23 protein-coding genes are annotated in these 23,631 nt (G+C 65.5%); 13 read left to right on the forward strand and 10 right to left on the reverse strand.

Annotation, left to right across the window (positions count from 1 at the left end; translation table 11 throughout):
* A complete protein-coding gene (locus AQZ50_RS14755; protein WP_067747327.1) occupies positions 1-783 on the reverse strand; it encodes a 2-keto-4-pentenoate hydratase in 783 nt (260 codons plus the stop codon).
* A gap of 94 nt (positions 784-877) precedes the next feature.
* Between AQZ50_RS14755 and AQZ50_RS14760 the strand changes: the two genes are divergently transcribed.
* From AQZ50_RS14760 to AQZ50_RS14775, 4 genes are all read left to right on the forward strand, one after another.
* Positions 878-1,639, forward strand: a complete 762-nt coding sequence (locus AQZ50_RS14760) for an IclR family transcriptional regulator (protein WP_067747328.1) — start codon at positions 878-880, stop codon at positions 1,637-1,639.
* A gap of 212 nt (positions 1,640-1,851) precedes the next feature.
* A complete protein-coding gene (locus AQZ50_RS14765; protein WP_067747330.1) occupies positions 1,852-4,125 on the forward strand; it encodes a glycosyltransferase family 4 protein in 2,274 nt (757 codons plus the stop codon).
* 8 nt (positions 4,126-4,133) lie between these two features.
* On the forward strand, positions 4,134-5,435 hold the full coding sequence (locus AQZ50_RS14770) for a glycoside hydrolase family 130 protein (protein ID WP_067747332.1): 1,302 nt from the start codon (positions 4,134-4,136) through the stop codon (positions 5,433-5,435).
* Positions 5,432-5,611 (forward strand): hypothetical protein, encoded by a 180-nt coding sequence (locus AQZ50_RS14775; RefSeq protein WP_067747333.1) that lies wholly within the window; start codon positions 5,432-5,434, stop codon positions 5,609-5,611. The genes AQZ50_RS14770 and AQZ50_RS14775 overlap by 4 nt, the downstream gene beginning before the upstream one ends.
* Before the next feature lie 78 nt (positions 5,612-5,689).
* Here the strand turns inward: AQZ50_RS14775 and AQZ50_RS14780 are convergent, their stop codons facing one another.
* Positions 5,690-6,325: a heme-binding beta-barrel domain-containing protein gene (locus AQZ50_RS14780; RefSeq protein ID WP_067747334.1), complete on the reverse strand. Its 636-nt coding sequence runs from the start codon at positions 6,323-6,325 to the stop codon at positions 5,690-5,692.
* Positions 6,326-6,406: 81 nt separating this feature from the next.
* Between AQZ50_RS14780 and AQZ50_RS14785 the strand changes: the two genes are divergently transcribed.
* On the forward strand, positions 6,407-7,516 hold the full coding sequence (locus AQZ50_RS14785; protein WP_231730316.1) for an aromatic ring-hydroxylating dioxygenase subunit alpha: 1,110 nt from the start codon (positions 6,407-6,409) through the stop codon (positions 7,514-7,516).
* Positions 7,517-7,552: 36 nt separating this feature from the next.
* On the opposite strand, the gene AQZ50_RS14790 is transcribed toward AQZ50_RS14785, so the two are convergent.
* On the reverse strand, positions 7,553-8,881 hold the full coding sequence (locus tag AQZ50_RS14790) for an NAD(P)/FAD-dependent oxidoreductase (protein WP_067747335.1): 1,329 nt from the start codon (positions 8,879-8,881) through the stop codon (positions 7,553-7,555).
* Positions 8,882-8,893: 12 nt separating this feature from the next.
* Positions 8,894-9,739 (reverse strand): DMT family transporter, encoded by an 846-nt coding sequence (locus AQZ50_RS14795; RefSeq protein ID WP_067747336.1) that lies wholly within the window; start codon positions 9,737-9,739, stop codon positions 8,894-8,896.
* A 295-nt stretch (positions 9,740-10,034) separates the two neighbouring features.
* Here AQZ50_RS14795 and AQZ50_RS14800 point away from each other — a divergent pair, with 295 nt between their 5' ends.
* The 5 genes from AQZ50_RS14800 to AQZ50_RS14820 are packed head-to-tail and all read left to right on the forward strand — an operon-like array spanning position 10,035 to position 16,514.
* Positions 10,035-11,033 (forward strand): HlyD family secretion protein, encoded by a 999-nt coding sequence (locus tag AQZ50_RS14800; protein ID WP_197412507.1) that lies wholly within the window; start codon positions 10,035-10,037, stop codon positions 11,031-11,033.
* Positions 11,030-12,778, forward strand: coding sequence for an ATP-binding cassette domain-containing protein (locus tag AQZ50_RS14805; protein WP_067747340.1), 1,749 nt, complete (start codon positions 11,030-11,032; stop codon positions 12,776-12,778). The genes AQZ50_RS14800 and AQZ50_RS14805 overlap by 4 nt, the downstream gene beginning before the upstream one ends.
* Positions 12,775-13,896: an ABC transporter permease gene (locus AQZ50_RS14810; RefSeq protein ID WP_067747342.1), complete on the forward strand. Its 1,122-nt coding sequence runs from the start codon at positions 12,775-12,777 to the stop codon at positions 13,894-13,896. Before AQZ50_RS14805 ends, AQZ50_RS14810 begins: the two co-directional genes overlap by 4 nt.
* 1 nt (position 13,897) lies before the next feature.
* Entirely contained in the window at positions 13,898-15,010 is a 1,113-nt protein-coding gene (locus AQZ50_RS14815; protein ID WP_067747344.1) for an ABC transporter permease, read from the forward strand.
* A gap of 19 nt (positions 15,011-15,029) precedes the next feature.
* Entirely contained in the window at positions 15,030-16,514 is a 1,485-nt protein-coding gene (locus tag AQZ50_RS14820) for an efflux transporter outer membrane subunit (protein WP_231730317.1), read from the forward strand.
* Positions 16,515-16,542: 28 nt separating this feature from the next.
* Here the strand turns inward: AQZ50_RS14820 and AQZ50_RS14825 are convergent, their stop codons facing one another.
* Positions 16,543-17,148, reverse strand: coding sequence for a 2-hydroxychromene-2-carboxylate isomerase (locus AQZ50_RS14825; protein WP_231730318.1), 606 nt, complete (start codon positions 17,146-17,148; stop codon positions 16,543-16,545).
* 5 nt (positions 17,149-17,153) lie between these two features.
* Entirely contained in the window at positions 17,154-17,897 is a 744-nt protein-coding gene (locus AQZ50_RS14830; protein WP_067747349.1) for an SDR family NAD(P)-dependent oxidoreductase, read from the reverse strand.
* Between the two features lie 56 nt (positions 17,898-17,953).
* On the opposite strand from AQZ50_RS14830, the gene AQZ50_RS14835 reads away from it, so the two are divergent.
* A complete protein-coding gene (locus tag AQZ50_RS14835) occupies positions 17,954-18,460 on the forward strand; it encodes a winged helix-turn-helix transcriptional regulator (RefSeq protein ID WP_231730319.1) in 507 nt (168 codons plus the stop codon).
* Here AQZ50_RS14835 and dctA read toward each other — a convergent pair.
* Positions 18,457-19,683 (reverse strand): C4-dicarboxylate transporter DctA, encoded by a 1,227-nt coding sequence (gene dctA, locus AQZ50_RS14840; protein ID WP_156427388.1) that lies wholly within the window; start codon positions 19,681-19,683, stop codon positions 18,457-18,459. The genes AQZ50_RS14835 and dctA overlap by 4 nt on opposite strands.
* A gap of 144 nt (positions 19,684-19,827) precedes the next feature.
* A complete protein-coding gene (locus AQZ50_RS14845; protein WP_067747354.1) occupies positions 19,828-20,256 on the reverse strand; it encodes an organic hydroperoxide resistance protein in 429 nt (142 codons plus the stop codon).
* Between the two features lie 144 nt (positions 20,257-20,400).
* Between AQZ50_RS14845 and AQZ50_RS14850 the strand changes: the two genes are divergently transcribed.
* Both AQZ50_RS14850 and AQZ50_RS14855 read left to right on the forward strand, forming a co-directional pair.
* On the forward strand, positions 20,401-20,886 hold the full coding sequence (locus AQZ50_RS14850) for a MarR family winged helix-turn-helix transcriptional regulator (RefSeq protein WP_067747355.1): 486 nt from the start codon (positions 20,401-20,403) through the stop codon (positions 20,884-20,886).
* A 42-nt stretch (positions 20,887-20,928) separates the two neighbouring features.
* Positions 20,929-22,188: a metal-dependent hydrolase family protein gene (locus tag AQZ50_RS14855; RefSeq protein WP_067747356.1), complete on the forward strand. Its 1,260-nt coding sequence runs from the start codon at positions 20,929-20,931 to the stop codon at positions 22,186-22,188.
* Here the strand turns inward: AQZ50_RS14855 and AQZ50_RS14860 are convergent.
* Both AQZ50_RS14860 and AQZ50_RS14865 read right to left on the reverse strand, forming a co-directional pair.
* Positions 22,172-23,182, reverse strand: a complete 1,011-nt coding sequence (locus AQZ50_RS14860; protein ID WP_067747357.1) for a family 8 glycosyl hydrolase — start codon at positions 23,180-23,182, stop codon at positions 22,172-22,174. The two genes, AQZ50_RS14855 and AQZ50_RS14860, sit on opposite strands and share 17 nt — an antisense overlap.
* Positions 23,172-23,618, reverse strand: coding sequence for a cellulose biosynthesis protein BcsD (locus tag AQZ50_RS14865; protein ID WP_231730320.1), 447 nt, complete (start codon positions 23,616-23,618; stop codon positions 23,172-23,174). The genes AQZ50_RS14860 and AQZ50_RS14865 overlap by 11 nt, the downstream gene beginning before the upstream one ends.
* Positions 23,619-23,631 lie beyond the last annotated feature (13 nt).

Raw genomic sequence — 23,631 nt, forward strand, 5'->3', positions numbered from 1 at the left:
TCAGGCCTCTCCATACGTAAAGCTGCACGTGCCGATGCCGCCGACGCGGGCCACGACATGATCGCCGGGATTGAGCACGACCATCGGCCCCAGTGCCCCGGCAAGAAGAATGTCACCGGCGCGCAAGGGTTCGCCGCGTTCGGCCAGCGTGCGCGCCAGCCAGGCCGCCGCATTGAGCGGATGCCCCAGCGCCGCCGCCCCGACCCCGGTCGAGACGATCTCGCCATTGACTTCCATCACCATGCCGGCGGTGTAGAGATCGCTGCCGATCAACGGCTTGCCTTCATCGGCCAGCACGAAGAACGCCGAACTGCCGTTATCGGCAACGGTATCGGCAAACGTGATTTTCCAGTCGGCAATGCGGCTGTCGACGATCTCGATCGCGGCATGAACGCTGGCGACCGCTGCGGCGACCGCTTCGGGCGTGGTATCGGGCGAAGGCAGATCCGCGCCGAGCACAAAGGCGATTTCCGCCTCGGCCTTGGGCTGGATACAGCGCGCCCGATCGAGCCTGCCGCCATCGGCGACGCGCATGTCATCAAACAGCGCACCGAAATCGGGCTGATCGACGCCCAGCTGCTTTTGCACGGCCTTGGCGGTCAGCCCGGCCTTGCGCCCGACGATCCGGCGCCCTTCGGCCTGCCACAGCCGCGTGTTGATGTCCTGCACCGCATAGGCGCCGACGATGTCGACCGGATCGAGATAGTCGCGAAGCGGCGGCACGACGCCGTCGGTGTAGGCCGCGCGCAGCAAGGCCGCGACCGTCTCATAAGTGTTGCTCACGCCAGGCCCTCTCGCCGATGACTGTTTACCGGGGTTCGTGATACGCAAACGCGGCGCTTGGCACCAGCCGCGCGCCGGGCTAATTTCTCATTCGATGAGAAATGGTACTCCGATTCTGTCTGCGACCAGTCGTGCGCTGGACATGCTCGAAGCGGTCATCGCCGATGGCGGGGCCAGCTCGGTCTCGACTCTGGCGCGCGCGGTCGGATGCCCGGTGGCGACTGCGCATCGGCAGGTGGCGACACTGGTGGCGCAAGGGTTTCTGATCACGGTGAGCCATGGCCGCCATATCGCCGGGCCGCGCCTTCGCAGCCTGATCGCGCGCGTCGACGACAAGCAGATGATCGCCAATGTCGCCGCCCCGCTGCTCCACCGGCTGGCGGCAAGCACGCGGGCCGTGGTGCAGCTCGGCACGTTCGAAAACGACATGGTGACCTATCGCATCAAGACCGGACAAGGCGCGCACGACTTGTTTACCCAGGTCGACATGCAGTTGGAGGCCTATTGTTCGGGCATCGGCAAAGTCCTGCTTGCCCATTTGCCCGCATCCGAGCGCGAGGCTTATCTTGCCGGCGGGCCGTTCGTCGCGCTGACGGCGCAGACCATTACCGACCCCGCCGCGCTGGCCGGCGAACTGGCGCGCGTGGCGCAGCAGGGCTTTGCCGAGGATCGTGGCGAAATCGACCCGGACGTGTTTTGCCTCGCCGTGCCGATCCGTCGCCCCGACGGCAGCGTTCCTGCCGCAATTTCCGCCTCGCGCCTGAAATCGGCGGCGCATGTCCGGGTCGAAACCTTGCAGACCAGCTTGCGCGCGACAGCCGATGCGATCGAACAGGCCGCGTTCGGGCCGCGCTGATTGGCGATTTGATGCCGGACCATCACGGAACTGTGGTAGGCAAGCCACATCGCGAGTTTCCGGACCCGAGCCGTTCGCGACTGAGGGATGGAACACGCCCCCGCTTGATGCAGGAGCGCGCAAATATGTGCCTCAACCAGATTTTTCCCGAACAGCCGCCCGTATCCCCCGCCGCCGCCTTGTCGAAAGGCAAGCTCTGAGGCGATGTGACCATGCCTGCGCTGCGGGTCGCCTTTGTCGGCAATGCGCTTCCCCGGCGTTGCGGCATTGCCACGTTCACCACCGATCTTGAACTCGCCGTGCGCCATATCGACACCGTGGCGCAAACCGCGATCATCGCGATGTGCGACCCGGGAAGCCATTATGCCTTTGGCCCCCAGGTGCGCTGGACGATCGATCAGGAGGATGCCGAAGGCTACCTCGCGGCGGCGGCGTTCATCAATGCCCAGGGCTTCGATGTCGTGTCGTTGCAGCACGAATTCGGCATTTTCGGCGGCGAGGCGGGCGAGCTTGTCCTTGGCCTGATCGCCGCGCTGCGCGTGCCGCTGGTGACGACGCTGCACACCGTGCTCGACAAACCCACGCCCGCGCAACGCGCGGTGATCGACGCCATTCTTGCCGCATCGGCGCAAGTCGTGGTCATGGCGCGCAAAGGGCGCGCCATCCTGATCGACACTTATGGAGCAGACCCCGACACCATCGTGGTCATTCCGCACGGCATCCCCGACATGCCGCTCGTCCTCCCGCAACGCGCCAAGAACGCGCTCGGGTATGGCGATCGCCATGTCATCCTGACGTTTGGCCTGCTCAGCCCGAACAAGGGCATCGAAACGATGATCGAGGCGATGCCGCGCGTCCTCGCGCAAGTGCCCGATGCGGTCTATGTGGTGATGGGCGCGACACACCCGGCGCTGCTGCGCAAGGCGGGCGAGGCCTATCGCGATACGCTGATCGAGCGGGTCCACGCGCTTGGCCTCGATGACCATGTCGAATTTCTCAACCGCTTTGTCGATCGGCCCGAACTGCTCGATCATATCGCGATGTGCGATGTCTATGTGACGCCCTATCTGGGCGAAGCGCAAATGACCTCGGGCACGCTGGCCTATTCGCATGGCCTTGGCCGTCCGGTGGTATCGACCCCGTATTGGCACGCGGTCGAATTGCTGATGGACGGATCGGGCGTGCTCGTCCCGTTCAACGATCCCGAGGGACTGGGCAAGGCGGTAACCGACCTGCTGGTCGATGAACGGGCGCGGCTGGCCATGGGGCGCAAGGCCTATGTCGCCAGCCGGGCGATGACCTGGGCCAATGTCGGCTTGCGCTATCGCGACTGCTTTCGCGCGGCAAGCCACCGCGCAGCGCCTGTGCTGCCCGCGATGGAACTGGGCCATTTCAAGGCGATGTGCGATGATACCGGCCTGTTTCAGCACGCGATCCATGGCATTCCCGATCGCCATCACGGCTATTGCATCGACGACAATGCCCGCGCGCTCTTGGCGTGCTGCCGGATCGGCGGCGATGGGCACGCGGCCTTTGCCCATGCCATGGCACCGCGCTTTGCCGCCTTTATCCAGCATGGCTGGAACCCGGACAATGCCCGGTTTCGCAATTTCATGGGCTACGATCGTCGCTGGCTCGAACCGCAAGGGTCGCACGACAGCCATGGGCGCACGCTGTGGGCGCTGGGCGTCTGTACAGCCTGGCATCACGATCCGGCGCTGGCGCAGTGGGCGGCGCCCTTGTTCCGCGAGGCGATGGCCCCGGTGGCCGCATTCGGATCGCCGCGCAGTTGGGCATTCACCTTGCTCGGGCTACACGGCTATTGCCCGGCCTATCCGCGCGATGCGGAGGCCGGACGCTTGCGCCGCGATCTCGCCGAGCGGCTATACCAACACTTGCTCACCTACGAGACGCCTGACTGGGTGTGGTTCGAAAACCGGCTGAGCTATGACAATGCCCGCTTGTGCGAGGCGCTGATCGTGACCGGCCGGGCGCTAGGCGTGCAGCATTGGGTTGCGGCGGGCTTGCGCTCGCTGCATTGGTTGCTGGCCGTGCAGACCGCGCCGAGCGGCCATTTCCGCCCGGTCGGTTCCGAAGGCTTCCTGTCGGGCACGCGCCAGCCGCCGATGCCCTTTGACCAGCAACCGGTCGAGGCCTGCGCCACCATCGCCGCGTGTCTTGCGGCCATGGACACAGAGCCAGCGCCCGGCTGGCAAACCGAAGCGCAGCGGGCCTTTGCCTGGTTCACCGGGACCAACGACCTCGGCATTCCCTTGGTCGATACGCATAACGGCAGTTGCCGCGACGGGCTGCACCCCGACCGGGCCAACGAAAATCGCGGCGCGGAATCGCTGCTCGCCTACATCCTGTCGCTGTCCGACATGCGCCGGATCACGCAGGGCCCCCAAATTACGCAGGGCCCCCAAATCACGCAAAGCCCATCGCAGACGGGGCTTTCATCCTTTTCCATTCATTCCGCCGAATAGAGATCACCATGACCACCCCAACGTTTTTCAACCGCCAGGCGCTGCACTTGCGGCCCGACCCTTCGCGCGTCGTGGTGCGCCCGTTCCGCCCGGCGGTGGAGCCGCGCGACTATACCCCGCTCGACAAGACGCGCGCCAATCACCTCGTGCACCGGCTGCTGTCGCTGAACGAGGCCGAAGTTGCCGTATTGCTCGCCGAAACGCTCGCCAATTTCGACGATCGCCACCGCAATCTGCCGGAAATCTTTGAACAACGCGCGGCCGAGATGGAACACATCTTTGCCGGTCACAGCCTGTTCTCAGCGGCCCAGCGCCAGTTGGTCGGGGCCTATTTTCTCCATGAATACAGCTTTGAATCGGCTGCGCTGTTCAATCCCAGCATCGTGCCGCACCCCGATCAGACCGGCGTTGCCCCCGGCGCCTTGCGCTTCATCCTGTCGCTGCGCGCGGTCGGCGAAGGGCATGTCTCGTCGCTGACATTCCGCACCGGCACGATCGCCGCAGACGGCGCGATCACCGTTGATCCACCGGCGCGGCTGGCGACCTTGCAGACCATTACCGCGCGTGTCGGCGACCGCGTCGATGTGACCTTTTCCGCCGATACCGCGCTTGGCGAACGGGTGATCTTTCCCATCACCGAGGCGCAGTCCAACGGTATCGAGGACGCCCGCTTCGTGGCGTTTACCGAGAAAGATCAGACGACCTATTACGCCACCTATACCGCGTATGACGGGCGAGCGATCCGCTCCGAACTGCTCGAAACACGCGATTTCGTCTCGTTCCGGCTGGTCCCGCTCAAAGGGGCGGCGGCACGCAACAAGGGCATGGCGCTGTTTCCGCGCAAAATCAACGGCCGCTATGCGATGATCGCGCGCTATGACAACGAAAGCCTGCACCTCGTCTATTCGGAAAACCTGCACGAATGGAGCCTGGGCAAAGCCATCCTGAAACCCGAATACCCCTGGGAATTCGTGCAGATCGGCAATTGCGGTTCGCCGATCGAGCTTGACGAAGGCTGGCTCGTGTTCACCCACGGCGTCGGGCCGGTGCGGCACTATTCGATCGGCGCGGTGCTGCTCGACAAGGATGATCCCACCAAAGTGATCGGTCGGTCGCGCGTGCCGCTGGTTCAGCCCGAACCATCCGAGCGCGAAGGCTATGTGCCCAATGTCGTCTATTCGTGCGGCGCGATCCGGTTCAACGACCTGATCATCCTGCCTTATGCGATTTCAGACACGTTCTCGACCGTTGCCACGGTCCGGATCGACAAGCTGGTTGCCATCCTCAGGCAAGGGCTTGAAGCAGAATGACCGAACCCGCCTCGCCCGCCCGCAACACCGGCCCCGCAATCGACCAGGCCGAACAGGACGCGCTCGACCGTTACGGCATAAGACGCGAACTGCGGCCGCATTACGAAGTCGACGGATACCGCTATACCAAGCTGTCCGACGCCATCGCGCAAGCCCGGCGCACGCGCGGCGCCTGATCGGGCTGTCGGAATCGGGGCCTCATACCAAGGTGCGATGATCCTGACCTCATGGGTCAGGATCACCGCACCTTGGTATCAGGCGTCGCCCCCGGCCAGGGGATTGCGCCGGGGCGGGCCCACGCGGCGGAGCATGTTTGCATCGGTGTGATCAAATGGCTTGGCCACGCCCTTGATCTTGAGGACCGTCGTCTCCGCATAGCTCCAGCAATCGGCGTCGTGGATCGTGACGGTCATGCTGAATCGGTCGGTGCGGAAATTGTCTTCGAGGAAGATCCCCGAACAGATGCCGTTTTCCGTCCGCCCCCGGCGCGCCTTGACAGTAAACGTCGTGGCATCGGCTTTGGCCCTGCCCTTGGCCAGAACGACTTGCCCGCGCGGAATGGTCAGACTGTGCAACACGCGTCCCGTCGCGGGCTCCCACAGCCAATAGCCGACCTGATCGTGATACGTCTCGACATCGCCCGGCTTGACGATGTGGGTGTGATACCGCAGGCCGTAGAGCAGTTGCGGACCGTTCATCTGCGGGTCGATCGGCACCAGTTCGATGCGCTCGACATAGCGTTGCGATGCGCCGCCTTCGGCAGTCGGCTTGATGTCGTCGCCCTTTTCGCCTTCCCATGTCCCCGCCAGCAGCGTCAGGGGGCCGAGATTGGCCAGCGTGTCGGGATCCGGGTCGGGTTCGTCGAAAAGATGCCTGGGAAAAACCGTCATGATACCTCTGCGCTGGCTGGTTGCCGCTTGCGCGCATGATGGTCGCGATCGGACCCGGCTGGCAAGAGGGTACGGCAGGTCTTGCCGAACGATCGCCAATGGCGCACGCTGGGCGGGCAGGACAACGAGGAAGCGATGGGCAAGACCGGCTGGTTACGCAATGCATGGTATGTCGCGGCATGGGCCGACGAGCTGACCGAAGGGCCGCTGGAGCGCCAGATCATCGGCGAACACATCGTGCTCTTTCGCCAGGAAAGCGGCGCACCGGCGGCGGTTTCGGCATTCTGTTCGCACAGGCGGCTATCGCTCGCCAAAGGGCGGGTCACGGGCGATCGCATCGCCTGCGGCTATCACGGCCTCGAATTTTCCGCCGACGGCGCTTGCGTGAATGTGCCTTGCCAGAATGCAGTGCCCAAAGGCGCCGACATTCGCGGCTATCGCGTCGAGGAACGCTGGGGGCTGGTGTGGATCTGGATGGGCGAGGCGGCGCTCGCCGATCCGGCGACGATCGTCGAAGTCGATCATTGGGGATCGCCCGACTGGGGCTATAACTGCGGCGCGGCGATGGTCTATGACTGCAATTACCTGCTGATCGCCGACAATCTGCTCGATCCGTCGCATGTCGCCTGGGTTCACCAGACCAGCTTTGGCGGCACTTCGTGCGAGGCCGTGCCGATGCGCATCCGCGAGGCGCCGAACGGCTTTACCGTGTCGCGCTGGATCACCGATGCGCCGGTGACGCCGTTCTATCGCGATCTCGTGCCGTTCGACGGCCATGCCGACCGCTTGCAGCAATACGAAGTGCGCTATCCCTCGCTGGCGGTGATCAAGGCGGTGTTCGTGCCCGCAGGCGAAGGCGGCGAGGGATCCGGCGAACCCTGGGGCCCGCGCGCCTTCGTGATGGATTCGTACAATTTCATCACGCCCGAAAACGAAGGCCGCAGCCGCTATTACTGGTTTCAGATGCGCAATGTCCGCCCCGACGACGCCGATCTGTCGATGGCGATGTCGGCGGCGGTGCTGGCCGCGTTTTCCGAAGACCTCGAAGTGCTGAACGAAGTCCAGCGCGGCATGGACACCGCGACCGGGCCGTTCGTCTCGATCGCCACCGACGCGGGCCCCTTGCGTTTCCGCAACCGGCTCGAACGGTTGATCGAAGCCGAACAGGCCGCTCATACCAAGGTGCGGTGATCCTGACCCATGGGTCAGGATCACCGCACCTTGGTATCAGACGCCCGCATAAGGCGGCGGCATGGTCCCGTCGAAATAGCGCCCGATGCGAAACGGCGCGGGATCGATGATCGGCGCGGCCCCGCTGACCAGATCGGCGACGAGATGCCCGGCCGCAGGCCCGACGCCAAATCCGTGCCCGGAAAACCCGGTCGCCACGATCAGCCCGGCGATCGCGTCGACCGGCGAAATGATCGGCACGGTATCGGGCATGGCGTCGATCATCCCGCCCCAGACCTGGATCAGCCGCGCCTCGGCCAATTGCGGAAAACGCTGCCGGAATTCGGCAAGCGTCGCCATGACAAAACGCGTATCGGGCTTGGGATCGAGCACGCGACAGGCTTCGTAGGGCGATGGCCGGTCGAGCGGCACGGGCCGCGCGTGCAACGCCTGATCGACAAAATCGCGGCCCAGTGAGGGGCGGATGTGCCGCCATTCCATCGCCAGCAGCGGCCAATAGGCGCGCATGAAGCGGAACGAGTCCGGAATGAGCGGCACCGAATTCAACAGCCCGTTGGCCAGCGTATAGCCGCCATCGGCGCGTTTGCGCACACCGAGCGCACCATCCCACAGGCACAAGTCCGGCCCGCCGGGCAGTGGCTGCGTGCGCGAAACCGTCGCCCGCACGCGCAGTTGCGGGATATGCAGGCCCAGATCGCGCAAGATGCGCCGGGTCCACACGCCGCCTGCGACCACGACATTGGTGCAGGCGATCGACCCGCGCTCGGTAACCACGCCGATCACCCGGCCACCGGCGGTCTCGACCCCGCGCGCGGCGCAATCGGTCACGATCCGCGCGCCCAGCCGCCGCGCCGCCGCCGCCATCATGGGCACCGCGCGCTGCGGCTCGGCCCGCCCGTCGTCGGCGCAATAGAGCGCGGCGGGCGGCGGCGCGGTATCGCCGGGCAGCAAGGCGGCGACCGTCTGCGCCGAGGCCATCCCGGTCTTGATCCCGGCCTGCTCTGCCTCGCGCATCCAGGCCTCATAGCCTTGCGCAGTGGCATCGTCGCGCGCGGCATAGAGGCAGCCGCACGTCGCAAAGCCGGTATCGTCGCCGACGCGTTCGTTCATCGTGCGCCACAGGCGCAAGGCCTCTCGCGCGAGATCGAATTCGCGCGGATCGCGCCCGGTCTGGCGGCACCAGCCCCAGTTGCGGCTCGATTGTTCGCCCGCAACTGCGCCCTTTTCGACAAGCACGACGTCATGGCCGCGCGCGGCGAGAAACAGCGCGGTGCTGACCCCGATGATTCCGCCGCCGATGATCACCGTCTCGCACGAGCGCGGCACCTGAGGATCGCCGAAAAAGGCTACTGTCTGCGGCCCCATGCTCTGTCCCCCCTATTTGAACGTCAAGACCAGCCCGGCAACGATCGCGCCGAGCCCGGCAAGGCCGAGCGGCGCCATCGGATGGCCCAATATGATCCAGTCGAGCAAGGCTGTCACGCCGGGCACCAGATACATCGTGCTGGTCACATTGACGAGATTGCCCCGCGCAATCAGGCGATAGAGCGCAAAAGTCGCCCCGACCGAAATTCCCAGCCCCAGCCACAGCCCCGACACGATAAAGGTCGGGGTCCAGGCCATGTGAAACGGTTCGAACGGGGTGATCGCCAGAATGACCAGCAGGCCGGTGGCATATTGCAGCGGCAGCACTTGCGAGGGCCCTTGGGTCTCGCGCTTTTGCAGGATCGATCCGGCGGTAATGCCCAAGAGCGCGAGCAGCGCAAAAATCAGCCCTGACGCCCCGAATTTCTGCCCCGCGATCCCGTCCCACACGATCATCGCGACGCCTGCCAGCGCAAACAGCAGCCCGCCGATGCGCGCCGGGCGAAACCGGCGCTCGGTAATCGCCAGCGTCAGCAACGGCTGCACGCCGAGCAGCGTTGCCAGCATGCCCGGTCGCAAGCCATGCTCCATCGCCAGCAAGTAACAACTGGTATAGACCCCGGCGATGGCAAACCCGGTCGCGATCACGCGCGCCCGGCTTTCACGCGTCGGCAGCAAGCGCCCCCGCGACAAGGCGATCCCGATCAGCACGACGAGCGCAAACGTGTAGCGCACCAGCAACAGCGCAAACGGCGATCCTTGCGCCAGCGCGATCTCCGACACGATCGCGCCGCTGCTCCACAACAGCACGAACAGGCCGGTCAGGACGAATGTCCCCGAAGAAATGCGATGTTTCATGAAATGGTCCCGCATGAAGCGCACGAGCGAGCCGGTCGGGACATCAGCCCGGTTCAGCCCGGTTTCAGCGCAATTCGGGCGGGGGTGACGACCACGGCAGACCGCCCGTCGGCATACGATCCTTGCGGGACAGGCGAAGCGGCGAAGTGATCTGCATGACGAATGGCTATGGCCTTATCCTCGCCTGCGCAACGCCCTTTTCCGCTCTAAAGATTTGGCAGGTTGGGCCAAATCAAACTATGAACGACGTCTCTCGCCTAACAGGCGACAGAGCATCAGGAGCAAGAGCCGCGCGATGACCAGATCTGCCCTGACCATGCCTGCCCTGACCATACTCGGCTTTGTCGCGCTCGCGCTGACCGGATGCGGCGCGCGCGATGGTGATACACTCGTGCTTCACGGCAATGTCGACATTCGCCAGGTCTCTCTGGCGTTCGAGGAACCGGGACGAATCGCCACGCTTTGGGCCGAAGAAGGCGACCGGGTCAAGGCGGGCGCCGTGCTCGCGCGGCTCGACACGACCACCTTTCAGTTGCAGGCCGACCAGGCCGAGGCGCAATTGGCCGCGCAGAGCCAGACGCTGCTCAAACTGCGCAACGGATCGCGGCCAGAGGACATCACGCAAGCCGCCGCCCGGCTCGATCAGGCGAAAGCCGACGCCGCGCGCGCCGCCGACGATGTCGCACGGCTGAAAGGCATCGCCGCGCATACGGCGGGCCAGGCGATCAGCGCCGAAGACCTCGACCATGCGACGCGGCAGGCGGCAACGGCGGCAGCGAAAGTCAGGGAACTCGATGCGGCGCTGCGGCTGGCCCGGATCGGCCCGCGCGCCGAAGACATTGCCAATGCCGATGCGCAAATGCGCGCCGCCAAGGCGCAGCTCGCGCAATTGCGCCATGCCGTCGAGCTTGGCACTTTGCGTGCGCCCGCCGACGCGGTGGTGCGTTCGCGCCTGCTCGAACCGGGCGACATGGCCTCGGCCCAGCGCCCGGTCTTCGCGCTCGCGCTGGTCCATCCCAAATGGGTGCGGGTCTATGTCGGCGAGCCGGATCTGGGCCGGGTGCGCATGGGGCTCGGCGCGAGGGTATCCAGCGACAGCAGACCGGGGCAAGCCATTGCGGGCCATGTCGGCTATATTTCCTCGGTCGCCGAATTCACGCCGAAATCGGTCGAAACCGAAGAGCTTCGCACCAATCTTGTCTATGAAGTGCGCGTGCTGGTCGACGATCCCGCCGATCGGCTGCGGCTGGGTCAACCGGTTACGGTACGGCTGGACACGGCCCCGCAGAAGTGAACGAGGCCCCGCCCGTCGTTGCAATCGAGGGCTTGCGCAAAGTGTTTGCCGCGCCCGACGGCACGCCGTTTGCCGCGATCGACGATATTTCACTGACCGTGCGGCCCGGCGTGCTGACCGCGCTGGTCGGGCCCGACGGCGCGGGCAAGACCACGCTGATCCGCATGATCGCCGGGCTTTTGCAACCCGATGGCGGATCGCTCCGCGTGCTCGGCCACGATGTCCACCGCGATCCCCAGGCCGTGCAGAACCGCATCAGCTATATGCCGCAGCGCTTTGGCCTTTACGACGACCTGAGCGTGCAGGAAAACCTCGATCTCTATGCCGATCTGCACGGCGTGCCCGATGACGAACGGCGCGAACGCATCGGGCGCATGCTGGCGATGACCGACATGGCGCGCTTTGTCGCAAGGCCTGCGGGCAAATTATCGGGGGGGATGAAGCAAAAGCTCGGGCTGGCCTGTACGCTGGTGCGATCGCCCGACTTGCTGTTGCTCGATGAACCGAGCGTCGGGGTCGATCCCTTGTCGCGGCGCGAGTTGTGGGCGATCCTCGAACAGTTGATCGAACGCGACCGGCTGAGCGTGCTGGTCAGCACGGCCTATATGGACGAGGCCGCCCGCTGCGATGCGCTTTACGTGCTGCACCATGGCCGTCTGCTCGCCCAGGGCACGCCGGATGATCTGCGCGCCCTGGCCCAGGGGCTGACGTATGAGGCGACGCCCCCGCCCGGCGTGCCCGCGCGCGCGGTGCAGGCGCGCCTGATCGATGCGCCCTCGCGGATTGTCGATGCCGTACCGCGCGGCGGGTCGGTCTCGCTGATCCGCCGCCCGGAATGCAGCGAGGCCGCGATGGCCGCGCTGGTGCCCGATGCCGCGATCACCCCGCGCGAGGCCGGGCTGGAAGACGCCTTCATGCTGCTGCTCCATGCGCAGCCGGGGGCGGATGTCGCGCCTGCGGCTTCGCCTGCACCGCCACTTGTACGCGATGCGGAGCCGGTGATCGTCGTGCGCGATCTGGTGCGCCGGTTCGGCGATTTTACTGCCGTGGCCAATACCTCGTTCGATGTCCGGCGCGGCGAGATCTTTGGCCTGCTCGGCCCCAACGGCGCGGGCAAGACGACCACGTTCCGCATGCTCTGCGGGCTCTTGCCGGCGACCAGCGGGACATTGCAGGTCGCCGGGGTCAACTTGCGCCATGCGCGATCGAAAGCGCGTGCGCGGATCGGCTATGTTGCGCAGAAATTCGCGCTCTACGGCAATCTGACAGTGCGCGAAAACCTGCGCTTCTTTGCCGGGGCCTATGGCCTGCGCGGAGCAGCGGCCGACGCGCGGATCGCCGCGGTGATCAAGCGGTTCGGGCTCGATCCGGCGATGACCAGCGGCATTTTGCCGACCGGCTACAAACAGCGGCTGGCGATGGCCGCCGGGCTCTTGCACCAGCCCGACATCCTGTTTCTCGACGAACCGACCAGCGGGATCGACCCGCTCGCCCGCCGCGCATTCTGGCGCACGATCACCGAACTCGCCGCCGAAGGCGTGACCATCATCGTTACCACCCATTTCATGGAAGAAGCCGAATATTGCGACCGCATCGCCATTCAGGATGCCGGGCGCGTGCTTGCGCTCGGCACACCGCAGGCGGTGCGCGAGGCGGCAGGCGGCGATCACACGATGGACATGAACCGCGCTTTCATCGCGATTGTCGAACAGTCGCGCGCCAACGGTGAAAGCGCGGCGGCATGAGCGGTTTTTTCACCCGGCTGCGCGCGCTGCTGCGCAAGGAAACGCGCCAGATGCTGCGTGATCGCAGCACGTTGCTGGTCGGGCTGATGCTGCCGGTCGTGCTGATCCTGCTGTTCGGCTATGGCCTGTCGTTCGACGTGCGCGATGCGCCGGTCGCGGTGGTGATCGACGATCCCGCCCCGGTCGCGCGCGATGCCGTGGCCGGGATTTCCGGATCGCCCTATCTCGCGCCGGTCTTTGTCGCCGACATGGCCGACGCCATCGCGCTGATGCGCGCGCACCGGGTCGATGCGATCGTGCATCTGCCCTCCGATTTCGCACGCCGCCGCGCCATGGGCGATGCGCAAGTGCAAGTGATCATCAACGGCACCGACACGGCTTCCGCAGTGATCATCGAGGGCTATCTCGACAGCGCGATTGCCGAGACCAGCCTGCACGATTCCGATCGCACGGGACCTGGCGGTTCCGTTGGCGCAGTAACCGTGGTGCCGCGCATGTGGTTCAACGATGCCAATGAAAGCACCTGGTATCTCGTGCCCGGCCTGCTCGTGCTGATCATGACGCTGATCGGCGCGTTTCTGACTTCGCTGCTGATCGCGCGCGAATGGGAGCGCGGCACGCTTGAAGCGCTGTTCGTCACGCCGGTACGGCCGACGGAAATCATCATTGCCAAAATCGTGCCCTATTTGCTGATCGGGGCGATCGACATTGCCGTGTGCCTGCTTTCGGCGCGGTTCATCTTTCATGTGCCGATCCGCGGGTCTCTGGCGCTGATCGTGCTGACATCCCTGCTCTATCTCGCGGTTTCGCTGTTGCAGGGCCTGTGGATTTCCGGCGTGACGCGCAACCAGTTCGCCGCCAGCCAGGTAGCGCTGCTCGCCAGTTTCATGCCGGCCACGATGCTGTCGGGCTTTATCTTCGATCTGCGCAACGCGCCGTTGGTGGTGCAGGTGATCAGCCACCTTTTGCCCGCGACGCATTTCATGGCGGTGATCAAGACGCTGTTTCTGGCCGGAACGGTATGGTCTGCGGTGGTCAAGGCCTGCGCGGTGTTGTCGCTCTATATCCTCGTGCTTGGGCTTTTGACCCATCGCACCTTGCGCAAGAGGCTCGACTGAGATGGGTGCGTTCATCGCTCTTGCCGCGCAAGTCTGGTCGCTGTGCGTCAAGGAACTGCTGGCGATGGTCAAGGACCCGGCCAATCGGCTGATCCTGTTTGCCCCGGCGCTGATCCAGTCTCTGCTGTTCGGCTATGGCGCGACATTCGACCTGACCCATGTCCCTTATGCGCTGCTCGATCAAAGCGGCGGCAAGGCGGCGACCGAACTGGTGGCGCGGATCGACGGCACCGGGGTCTTTCGCCGCGCCATGACTTTGCGGTCGAGCGAGCAAGTCGCAGGGGCAATCGATTCGAACGATGCGCTGCTGGTCATCACGATCCCGTCCGATTTCGATTCCCTGCTGGCACGCGGCGAAACCGCGCCGGTGCAAGTCATCCTCGACGGGCGCAATTCCTCCACCGCAGGCACGGCGCTCGGCCAGATCAGCGCGATCACCGCTGCCTATAACCTCACCCAGGGCGCCAGTGCCCCCGTCAGCATCGTTCGGCGCGCCTGGCACAATCCCAATCTTCAGTCGCGCTGGACGCTGATGCCCGCGCTGATCGCGGGGCTGAGCCTGATGCAGACATTGCTCGTCGCGGCGCTGTCGGTCGCGCGCGAACGCGAACAGGGCACGTTTGACCAATTGCTGGTCACGCCGCTGACGCCGATCCAGATCATGATCGGCAAATCGCTGCCCGCGATGCTGATCGGGATCATCCAGTCGACGATCATCCTTGCGATCATCCGGCTGTGGTTTCAGATCCCGATGCAGGGGTCGATCATGCTGCTCTATGTGGGGCTGGTCGGGTTTACCGCGGCGGCGGTCGGCATAGGGCTGTCGATTTCGGCCTTTGCGCTGACCATGCAACAGGCGATGCTCTATACGTTCCTGCTGATCATGCCGATGATGCTGCTGTCGGGTCTGCTGACCCCGGTGCGCAACATGCCCGATTGGCTTCAGGTGATTACGTATGCAAATCCCTTGCGCTTTGGCGTCGACATGGTGCGGCGGATCTATCTCGAAGGCGCCGGGCTGTCCGACATCGCGTTTGATTTCGTGCCGCTCGGGGTTGTCTCGATGATCACTTTGCCGCTGGCCGCCTGGCTGTTCCGCAATCGGCTTTCCTGACATGAACGGGATCAACCTCATGCCCCTGCCCCACACCCGTTTCGGCATTGCGATCATGGCGAGTTTGCTTGCCGGATGCACCGTCGGGCCGCCGTTTCATGCGCCTGCGACGAGCGCGCCTGCCGACTGGACCTCGTGGCGCAGCGGCGATGCCAGCCTGCACACCGCGCCGGGCCCCATCGCGCAAGACCGGGCCACACAAGACGCGCCATGGTGGCATGCCTTTGGCGATCCGGTGCTCGACGAACTCGAACGCCGGGCCATGGCAGCCAGCCCCGATCTGCAGACCGCCGCGCTGCATTTTGCGCAAAGCCGCGTCGCGCGGCGGCAGAGCGCCGCGCAAGGATTGCCGCAAGTCAATGCCAGCGCCGAAATCGAGCGCCAGCAGGTCAGCCAATACGGCCCTTCGACCCGCCTGCTCGACGCGGTCGCCGGCAACAACCGCGATGCGCTCGCCAAGATTCTGGGCGAGCCCTATACGCTCTATCAGGGCGGATTTGACGCAAGCTGGGAAATCGACTTGTGGGGCAAAGTGCGCCGCTCGCTCGAAGCGGCCGACGCGCAGATCGCCGAACAGGCCGCGCTGCTCGATGCGGCCCGGCTGAGCGTCGCCTGCGATGTTGCGCTGAGCTATAGCGACTATCGCGCCGCCGATCGCCGCATCCGCCTCTTGCGCGAGGACATCGCCGCCGCGCGCGACCGACTGGCGCTGATCGCCGCACGCAAGGACGGCGGCCTCGGCGATGCCAGCCTGGTCGAGCGCCAGCGTGCCGATCTTGGCGCGGCAGAGGCGCAATTGCCCGCGCTGCTGGCGCAACAGGCCGGCGCGGAAAGCCGGATCGCGCTGCTGCTCGGGCAAAGACCCGGTACTTTGGGCGATGTCTTGCAGGGGAGCACGACCGACCGGGCGCTCACCCTGCCCGACCTGACGCTCGGCCTGCCGTCGGCGGTCGCGCTGGGCCGCCCCGACGTGCGCGCCGCGCTGGACCGGCTGCACGCCGCGACCGCGCAGATCGGTGTGGCCAAGGCCGATCTTTATCCTTCGATCCGGCTCGGCGCGAGCCTCGACCTGCAATCCTATCAACAGAGCCACTTGTTCGACTGGGCCAGCCACGACCTGTCGTTTGGCCCGACGATCGATCTGCCGCTGTTCGACGGCGCCCGGCGCAAGGCCGTGGTCCATTTGCGCGAACTGGAGCAAAAGGAATCCGCCGTGGCCTATGAACAGACCGTGCTGAAAGCCTGGGCCGAAATCAACGACGCGCTCAACCTCTATGCCGCAACCGATCAACAGGCCGCAACGCTGCGCGCCCGGCGCACGGCGGCGCAGGCTGGATACGACCTCATTGCCGCGCGGGTCGCAGGCGGGATCGGCACCCGGATCGACGCGATCGACGCGCGCCGGGCACAGATCGCCGCCAGCCGCGACCTGATCGACAGCGAAAGCACCCTGGCCCGCCAATATATCGCGGTGATCAAGGCCACCGGAAACGGCGGGTCATGATGGGGCATCCGATCGACCGGACCATCGGTTAACCGGCAAGCTGTTCCTCGATCTGGGAAAGCCGTTCCTTGCCGAAATAGATTTCGCCGTCGACGAACAGGGTCGGGATGCCAAAGGCACCGCGCGCGGCGGCGGTTTCGGTCTGCGCGGCAAGCTCGGCCTTCACGTCCGGGTCTTGCGTTGCAGCCAGAATTGCCGCGCCGTTCAGCCCCGCCGCATCGAGCGTGGCAACAAAGACCGCCGGATCATCCATCTTGCGCCCGTCTTCCCACATCGCGGCAAGGCCCGCCTCGATATAGGCCGCCTCCACCCCCATGTGGCGCGCAACGACCAGCCCGCGCATCATCAGCAACGTGTTGACCGGAAAATGCGGGTTCATGGCAAACCGCGTCAGCCCGTGTCTGGCAATAAAGCGCTGCATTTCGAGGCGATCATAGGCAAGCTTGCCCTTGACCCCGGCAAAGGCCAGCATCGGCCCCTGATTCCCGGTCAGCTTGAACAGGCCGCCAAGCAGGCACGGGACGACCCGCAAATCGGCGTCATGGCGTCGCGCCAGATCCGGCAGGACTTTCCACACGAGATAGGCATTGGGGCTGCCGAAGTCGAAAAGGAACTCGATGAGAGGTCGTGTCATGGGCTTCACCATTGTTCGCGCCAGGGGCGCAAGTCGATCTCGTGGCTCCAGGCCGAGCGCGGTTGGCTGTGCAGCCAGAGATAGTTCTGCGCGATGTCTTCGGGTTTCAGAATCGCATCGTCGTGCAAAAGGGTGCTGGTATCGCCCACGCGCGAGCGGATGAATGCCCCGTCGATCGACCCGTCGCAGATCACATGCGCGACATGAATGCCTTGCGGCCCCAATTCGCGCGCCATCGACTGGGCCAGCGCGCGAAGGCCGTGCTTGGCGGCGGCAAAGGCGGCAAAGCCCTCGCGCCCGCGCAAGCTGGCAGTCGCGCCGGTAAACAGGATCGTACCGCGCCCGCGCGGCACCATGACCCGCGCCGCCTCACGCCCGGCGAGAAACCCGGCAAGACAGGCCATTTCCCAGACTTTGGTGAAGACCCGCGCGGTGGTGTCGCGAATGCCGAACTGCACATTGGCGCCGATGTTGAACACGACCACGCCAAGCGGTCCGATTTCGCGCTCGATATGGTCGAACAGCGCAACGGTTTCCGCTTCGGAACGCGCGTCGACGCCAAAGCCATAGGCCTCCCCTCCCTTGGCGCGGATGGCCTCGGCCAGATCGTCCAGCTGCGCCAGATTGCGCGCGCGCCGGGTGACGCACACCGGATGCCCGTCAGCGGCGAAACGATGGGCGATCGCCTGCCCGACGCCTTCGCCCGCGCCGATCACGAGACAGACGTCCTTGCGCGTTGCGCCGTCCATGTTGCTCTCCTGCCGATTCGTGAGTACAGTTTCGATACCCATATTGAGTTTCAAAATTGAACTGTGTCAACAGGAGCCTCGATCGCGCGATGAAATGGGATGATCTCGATGCACAGCCCTGCTCGGTGGCGCGCACGCTGGCGGTAGTCGGCGACCGCTGGACGCTGATGATCTTGCGCGACTGTTTTCTCGGCGTGCAGCGGTTCGACGACTTTCAGCACAGACTGGGGCTTTCGCGCGCGCTGCTGGCCGACCGGCTGAAAGCATTGACCGACGCGGGCGTGCTCGAACGCCATGCCTATCAGACGCGGCCCGAACGGTTTGAATACCGCCTGACCCCGGCGGGGATCGACCTCCATCCGATCATGCTGGGCCTTGCCGACTGGGGCAACCGCCATCTGGCCGATGACCGCGGCGCGCCGCTGCTCTATCGGCACAAGACCTGCGACCATGATTTTCGCCCGGTCACCACCTGTTCGCATTGCGGCGAGGCACTCGACGCGCGCTCGGTTGCCGTGCGCCCCGGGCCGGGCTTTCCCGATCCGCGCGCGGCAAGGCGTTAGCCGCCGAGCGCCTCGGCCAATTTCGCGCGATCGAGCGTGCCTTCCCAGCGGGCGATGACCAGTGTCGCCACGGCATTGCCCATGAAATTGGTCAGGCTGCGGCATTCGGACATGAAGCGGTCAACGCCGAGGATCAGCGTCATCCCCGCGATCGGCACCGAAGGCACGATGGCCAGTGTCGCGGCCAGCGTAATGAACCCCGCCCCGGTCACCCCGGCGGCGCCTTTGGACGACAGCATGGCGACGCCCAGCAGCAGGATCTGCTGACCCAGGCTCAATTCGACCTTGCAGGCCTGCGCGATGAACAGCGCAGCCAGCGTCATGTAGATATTGGTGCCGTCGAGATTGAAGCTGTAGCCGGTGGGCACGACCACGCCGACGATGCCGCGCGGCACGCCCGCCGCCTCCAGCTTCTGCATCAGGCCCGGCAGCGCGCTTTCCGACGACGATGTGCCAAACACCAGCAACAGTTCCTGCGTCAGATAGCGCACCAGTCGCAACACCGAAAACCCGGCGAGCCACGACACCACACCCAGCACGCCGAGCACGAAGATCAGCGAGGTCGCATAAAATGTCAGCACCAGCAGCGCGAGATGCGCCAGCGCCGCAATGCCGAACTTGCCCACGGTAAAGGCCATTGCCCCGAACGCGCCGACCGGGGCCGCGCGCATCAGGATCGCGACCAGCCGGAACAGCACCGCGCCCAGATCCTCGAACAGGCCAAGCAGGCGTTCGCCGACCCCTGCCACCGGCACCGTCGCCAGCGCCACTCCGAACAGCACCGCAACCACCAGCACCTGAAGAATATTGCCCTCGATCTGCGACGACAGCAGCGTGTCGGGGATCAGGCCCATGAAAAAGCCGCCCAGCGTCGAATCATGCGCCTTGGCGACATAATCGGCGACTTTGCCGCTATCGAGCGCGCCGGGTGCGATCATGAACCCGTCGCCGGGGCGGACCCAATTGGCCACCACCAGCCCGAGCACGAGCGCAAATCCCGACATCACGGCAAAATAGCCGAGCGCACGCGCCGCCACCCGGCCCAGCGCGCCCAGATCGCGCATCCCCGCGATTCCGGTGACGATCGATACGAAAATGACCGGCGCGATCACCATGCGCACCAGTTTGACGAACAAGTCGCCCAGCGGCTTCAACGCTTCGCCCGCGTGCGGGGCAAAGGCTCCGATCAGAACGCCTGCGCCGATCGCGATCAGGACCTGCATCGGCAACTGACCCAACAGGCGTATCCCTCGTGACGGCACCAGCAATCCTTTCCCCACGTTCGCCCCGACCTTAGGCGCGCAAAGCGGACACGCAAAGGGGGGCGACGCCGGTGCGCCGCCCCCCTTTCTGCCGTCGTCGCCGGATCAGGCGACCGAAAGCGCCACGTCGATATTGCCGCGCGTCGCGTTGCTGTACGGGCAGATCTGATGCGCGGAGGCGACCAGCGCTTGCGCGCCATCGGGATCGACGCCCGGCAGGCTGACCGACAGGCCAACGCTCAGACCAAAACCGCCTTCCGCACGCGGGCCGATACCCACCGTCGCGGTGACCGCGACATCCGAGGGTACGCGCGGCAGCGCCTTGTCCTGCGCCGCAGCGGCTTTGAGCGCGCCGATGAAGCAAGCGGCATAGCCGGCCGCGAACAGTTGCTCCGGATTGTTGCCGGCGCCGTTGCCGCCCATTTCCTTCGGCAAGGCCAAAGTCACCTTGAACGAACCGTCGAGCGTGGCGGCATAGCCGTCGCGGCCGCCGGTGGCGCGGGCGGACGTGGTGTAAACGGGGGTGATCGACATGGGCATTCTCCTTGGGGGGGCAGGGTTCGGGGGGCGGAAGCGATTTACATCGTGATCGATTTGATCGTGTACGACTTATATGCATCGAGTCGCACACGCAGTCAATCCCTTGCGATTATATCGCGTGCGATTTATATAGCGGGTATGACTGCTCCCGCCCCCTCCCCCGCCAGCCGCGAACAGCCGTTCGCCCCGTTTCTGTGCTTTTCGATCTATGCCGCCGGTCTCGCGTTCAACCGGCTTTACAAAAGCGTGCTCGACCGCTGGGGGCTGACCTATCCGCAATACCTCGTGATGGTTGCACTGCGCGAAGGCGATGATCGTTCGGTCGGCGAACTGGGCGAATTGCTGTTTCTTGAATCCAACACGCTGACCCCGATGCTCAAGCGGCTGGAAGCGGCCGGACTGGTCGAACGTCGCCGCGATTGCGCCGACGAACGTGTCGTGCGCATCCGCCTGTCGCCGCAAGGGCGCATCGTCGCGCAAGACCTGACGTGCGTGCCGGGGGACATGCTCGCAGCGGTCGGTAGCGACGGCAAGGGGGAGGCCCCGGGGCTTGAGAGCTTGCCCGAGCTGATCGCGGCGATCGATGCCGTGGCGGCCAAACTGCGCCGCGCTGCCAGCCGGTAATCAGGATTTGGCGCAAGTCCGCCGGGCGTCTAGCATGGCGACATGCTGACCCGTCTTGCCGTTGCGCTCGCCCTCCTGTTTCCCCTGCCCGCCGTCGCGGCGCCGATCCTGCTGCGCCCGGCACAAGTCTTCGACGGGATCGATCCCGCGCCGCATCCCGGCTGGCAAGTGCTGGTCGATGGCGAACGGATCGTCGCGGTGGGCCCGGCGCTGACGCTGCCTGCGGGGGGCAAGGCGATCGATCTGCCCGGCGCGACGCTGATGCCCGGGATGATCGAAGGGCACGGACACTTGTTCCTGCACCCCTATAACGAAACACCGTGGGACGATCAGGTTCTGCATGAATCGCTGGCGCTGCGGACCGCCCGCGCGGTGGCACAGGCGCGCGCGACGGTGATGGCCGGGTTTACCAGTGAGCGCGATCTCGGCACCGAGGGCGCCGGCTATGCCGATGTCGGCCTGCGCGACGCGATTGCGCAAGGGATCGTGCCGGGGCCGCGCATGGTGGTGGCCACGCGCGCCATCGTTGCGCGCGGCGCCTATGGGCCCAAAGGGTTCGAGCCGGGGCTCGCCGTGCCGCAAGGCGCCGAGGAGGTGTCGGGCGTCGATGAAATGGTCCGCGCCGCACGCAGCCAGATCGCCGCCGGCGCCGACGTGGTCAAACTTTACGCCGATTACCATTACCAGCGCGGCGAACCGAGCCGCCCGACGCTGACCGAGGCCGAAATGGCCGCCGCCGTCGCCGTTGCGCACGATGCCGGGCGCCCGGTCGCGGTCCATGCCGTGACAGCCGAAGGCATGCGCCGCGCGATCGCCGCCGGGGTCGATACGATCGAACATGGCGATGAAGGCACGCCGGAACTGTTCCGCGCGATGCATGACAAAGCCATCGCCTTTTGCCCGACACTGGCCGCCGGCGACGCCATGGCCCATTATCGCGGCTGGGACGGCAAGGCACCGCAACCGGCCATGGTCGCGCAATCGATCCATGCCTTTCATCTGGCCATGGTCGCGGGCACGCCGATCTGCATGGGCGGCGATGTGGGTGTCTTTGCCCATGGCACCAATGCGCGCGAAATGGAGCAGATGCAGGCCGCCGGGATGGCGCCCGCGCACGTGCTGATCGCCGCGACATCGGGCAATGCGCGGTTTTTCGGCTTGTCCGATCGTCTGGGCAGCGTGCGCGTCGGGCTTTTGGCCGACCTGATCGCCGTCCCGGGCGATCCGACGCGCGATGTTTCCGCCGTGCGTCAGGTCATCATGGTGATGAAAGGCGGCACGCTGATCAAAGCGCCCGAGTGAGCGCCTGAAGCGCGGCGGAGAAATAGTCCGTGTCGAGCGCTTCGGGCGCAGGTTTCTGCCCCAGCGTGCGGCGCACGATCGCCATCCCGCCTGCCGACAGCGGATAGGCCGCGCGTTCGCCGCTGATGACATCGATCCACGCCGGGGGATGCGCGCCCTGGCCACGCCAGAAATCGGCAATCGGCTGAACCAGCGAGGCGCGGCGCCCGGCCAGGGCATAAAGCGGGATGCGGATCGCATCATAGCCAAAGCGCGGCGGATGGCTGCGCGAGGGCACGGCTTTGCCGTCGGCGCCGATCTCGATCCAGTCGCATGGCAGATGTGACGCGCCAAACCGCGCCTCGCGCACGATCGCTTCGGCATCGTCGATCACCGGCCCCCACACGCCATCGCCATCGAGCGCGGCAAAAGCATCGAGCGCGGGCCAGATGAAATAGGAGGGATTGAGCGTCACCAGCCCGGCGCCTGAAAATCCCGTGCGACCGGGCAGCAGCAAATGCCGCCCATGGCGCTCGATCACCAGTTGCGCGCGGATTGCCGCGCGGATCGCCGCCGAGCGCGCCCGCCAGCCCGCATCATTCCAGCGCCGCGCCGCTTCGGCCAGCGCCCAGCCGATCAGCATGTCGCCATCGGTCGCATTGTTGGGATCGGACACCGGATCGCCCAGACGCGGATCGAATTTCCACGCATAGAGTGCGATGTCCTGCCGTCCGAGATTGGCCTCGGTCCAGCCGTAAATCGTCTGAAACGCGCCTTTGTCGCCCGCCAGGACCGCCAGCAGCAGGCCATAGCCCTGCCCTTCGCTATGGCTGATCCCGCCATTGCCTCTATCGACCACGCGGCCCGAGGCATCGACAAAGGCATTGCGGAACACCGTCCAGAAGCTGTCGGCGGCCTCTTCGCGACCCTCTCCGGGGCGCGAACAGCCGATGACCAGCACCGTGGCCAGCACCGGGGCGAGCGACGCGAGCACAGAGCGCCGATCAACCCCCATGATGAAACTCGATCACATCCCCTTCGTGGCGCAAGAGCCGCGTGCTGAGCAGCCCGCTGCTGCCAAGCTGGCGAAACCAGGCGTCATAGGCACCTTCAAGCAAAGCCGGAAACAGCCGTACCCAATGCCCCGCATGATCGCCCTCGATCGTCACCGGCGCGCCGCGATGGACGACCCTGATGCCGGTCTCGACCGCCTGCAACCGGGCATGGCCATAGCCGCAGACCGCCCACAAACCGTTGATGCGCTCGGCAAGATCATCGAGATCGCGGACGTCGGCCATGTCGACCAGCGTTGAAAAGCGCCGACCGATCGCGACGTAAAGCCCGTGTGCCTGTTCGGGCTTTGCCTCGCCATAGATTTCGGCCGCGGTCAGCGCGGTCAGCATCGCCAGCCCATGTTCGCGCGGGCCCGCTCCGGCGCGTTCGTGCGCCATGGTCAATCGGTCC

This window comes from Novosphingobium sp. Fuku2-ISO-50, from assembly GCF_001519055.1.
Lineage (GTDB): Bacteria > Pseudomonadota > Alphaproteobacteria > Sphingomonadales > Sphingomonadaceae > Novosphingobium.

What these genes read in the sequence shown, in the direction of transcription:
- AQZ50_RS14760 (WP_067747328.1), top strand. Translation starts at nt 878, where the DNA reads ATGAGAAATGGTACTCCGATTCTGTCTGCGACCAGTCGTGCGCTGGAC.
- AQZ50_RS14765 (WP_067747330.1), top strand. Translation starts at nt 1,852, where the DNA reads ATGCCTGCGCTGCGGGTCGCCTTTGTCGGCAATGCGCTTCCCCGGCGT.
- AQZ50_RS14770 (WP_067747332.1), top strand. Translation starts at nt 4,134, where the DNA reads ATGACCACCCCAACGTTTTTCAACCGCCAGGCGCTGCACTTGCGGCCC.
- AQZ50_RS14775 (WP_067747333.1), top strand. Translation starts at nt 5,432, where the DNA reads ATGACCGAACCCGCCTCGCCCGCCCGCAACACCGGCCCCGCAATCGAC.
- AQZ50_RS14780 (WP_067747334.1), bottom strand. Translation starts at nt 6,325, where the DNA reads ATGACGGTTTTTCCCAGGCATCTTTTCGACGAACCCGACCCGGATCCC.
- AQZ50_RS14790 (WP_067747335.1), bottom strand. Translation starts at nt 8,881, where the DNA reads ATGGGGCCGCAGACAGTAGCCTTTTTCGGCGATCCTCAGGTGCCGCGC.
- AQZ50_RS14795 (WP_067747336.1), bottom strand. Translation starts at nt 9,739, where the DNA reads ATGAAACATCGCATTTCTTCGGGGACATTCGTCCTGACCGGCCTGTTC.
- AQZ50_RS14800 (WP_197412507.1), top strand. Translation starts at nt 10,035, where the DNA reads ATGACCAGATCTGCCCTGACCATGCCTGCCCTGACCATACTCGGCTTT.
- AQZ50_RS14810 (WP_067747342.1), top strand. Translation starts at nt 12,775, where the DNA reads ATGAGCGGTTTTTTCACCCGGCTGCGCGCGCTGCTGCGCAAGGAAACG.
- AQZ50_RS14815 (WP_067747344.1), top strand. Translation starts at nt 13,898, where the DNA reads ATGGGTGCGTTCATCGCTCTTGCCGCGCAAGTCTGGTCGCTGTGCGTC.
- AQZ50_RS14820 (WP_231730317.1), top strand. Translation starts at nt 15,030, where the DNA reads ATGCCCCTGCCCCACACCCGTTTCGGCATTGCGATCATGGCGAGTTTG.
- AQZ50_RS14825 (WP_231730318.1), bottom strand. Translation starts at nt 17,148, where the DNA reads ATGACACGACCTCTCATCGAGTTCCTTTTCGACTTCGGCAGCCCCAAT.
- AQZ50_RS14830 (WP_067747349.1), bottom strand. Translation starts at nt 17,897, where the DNA reads ATGGACGGCGCAACGCGCAAGGACGTCTGTCTCGTGATCGGCGCGGGC.
- dctA (WP_156427388.1), bottom strand. Translation starts at nt 19,683, where the DNA reads ATGCAGGTCCTGATCGCGATCGGCGCAGGCGTTCTGATCGGAGCCTTT.
- AQZ50_RS14845 (WP_067747354.1), bottom strand. Translation starts at nt 20,256, where the DNA reads ATGTCGATCACCCCCGTTTACACCACGTCCGCCCGCGCCACCGGCGGC.
- AQZ50_RS14850 (WP_067747355.1), top strand. Translation starts at nt 20,401, where the DNA reads ATGACTGCTCCCGCCCCCTCCCCCGCCAGCCGCGAACAGCCGTTCGCC.
- AQZ50_RS14855 (WP_067747356.1), top strand. Translation starts at nt 20,929, where the DNA reads ATGCTGACCCGTCTTGCCGTTGCGCTCGCCCTCCTGTTTCCCCTGCCC.
- AQZ50_RS14860 (WP_067747357.1), bottom strand. Translation starts at nt 23,182, where the DNA reads ATGGGGGTTGATCGGCGCTCTGTGCTCGCGTCGCTCGCCCCGGTGCTG.
- AQZ50_RS14865 (WP_231730320.1), bottom strand. Translation starts at nt 23,618, where the DNA reads ATGGCGCACGAACGCGCCGGAGCGGGCCCGCGCGAACATGGGCTGGCG.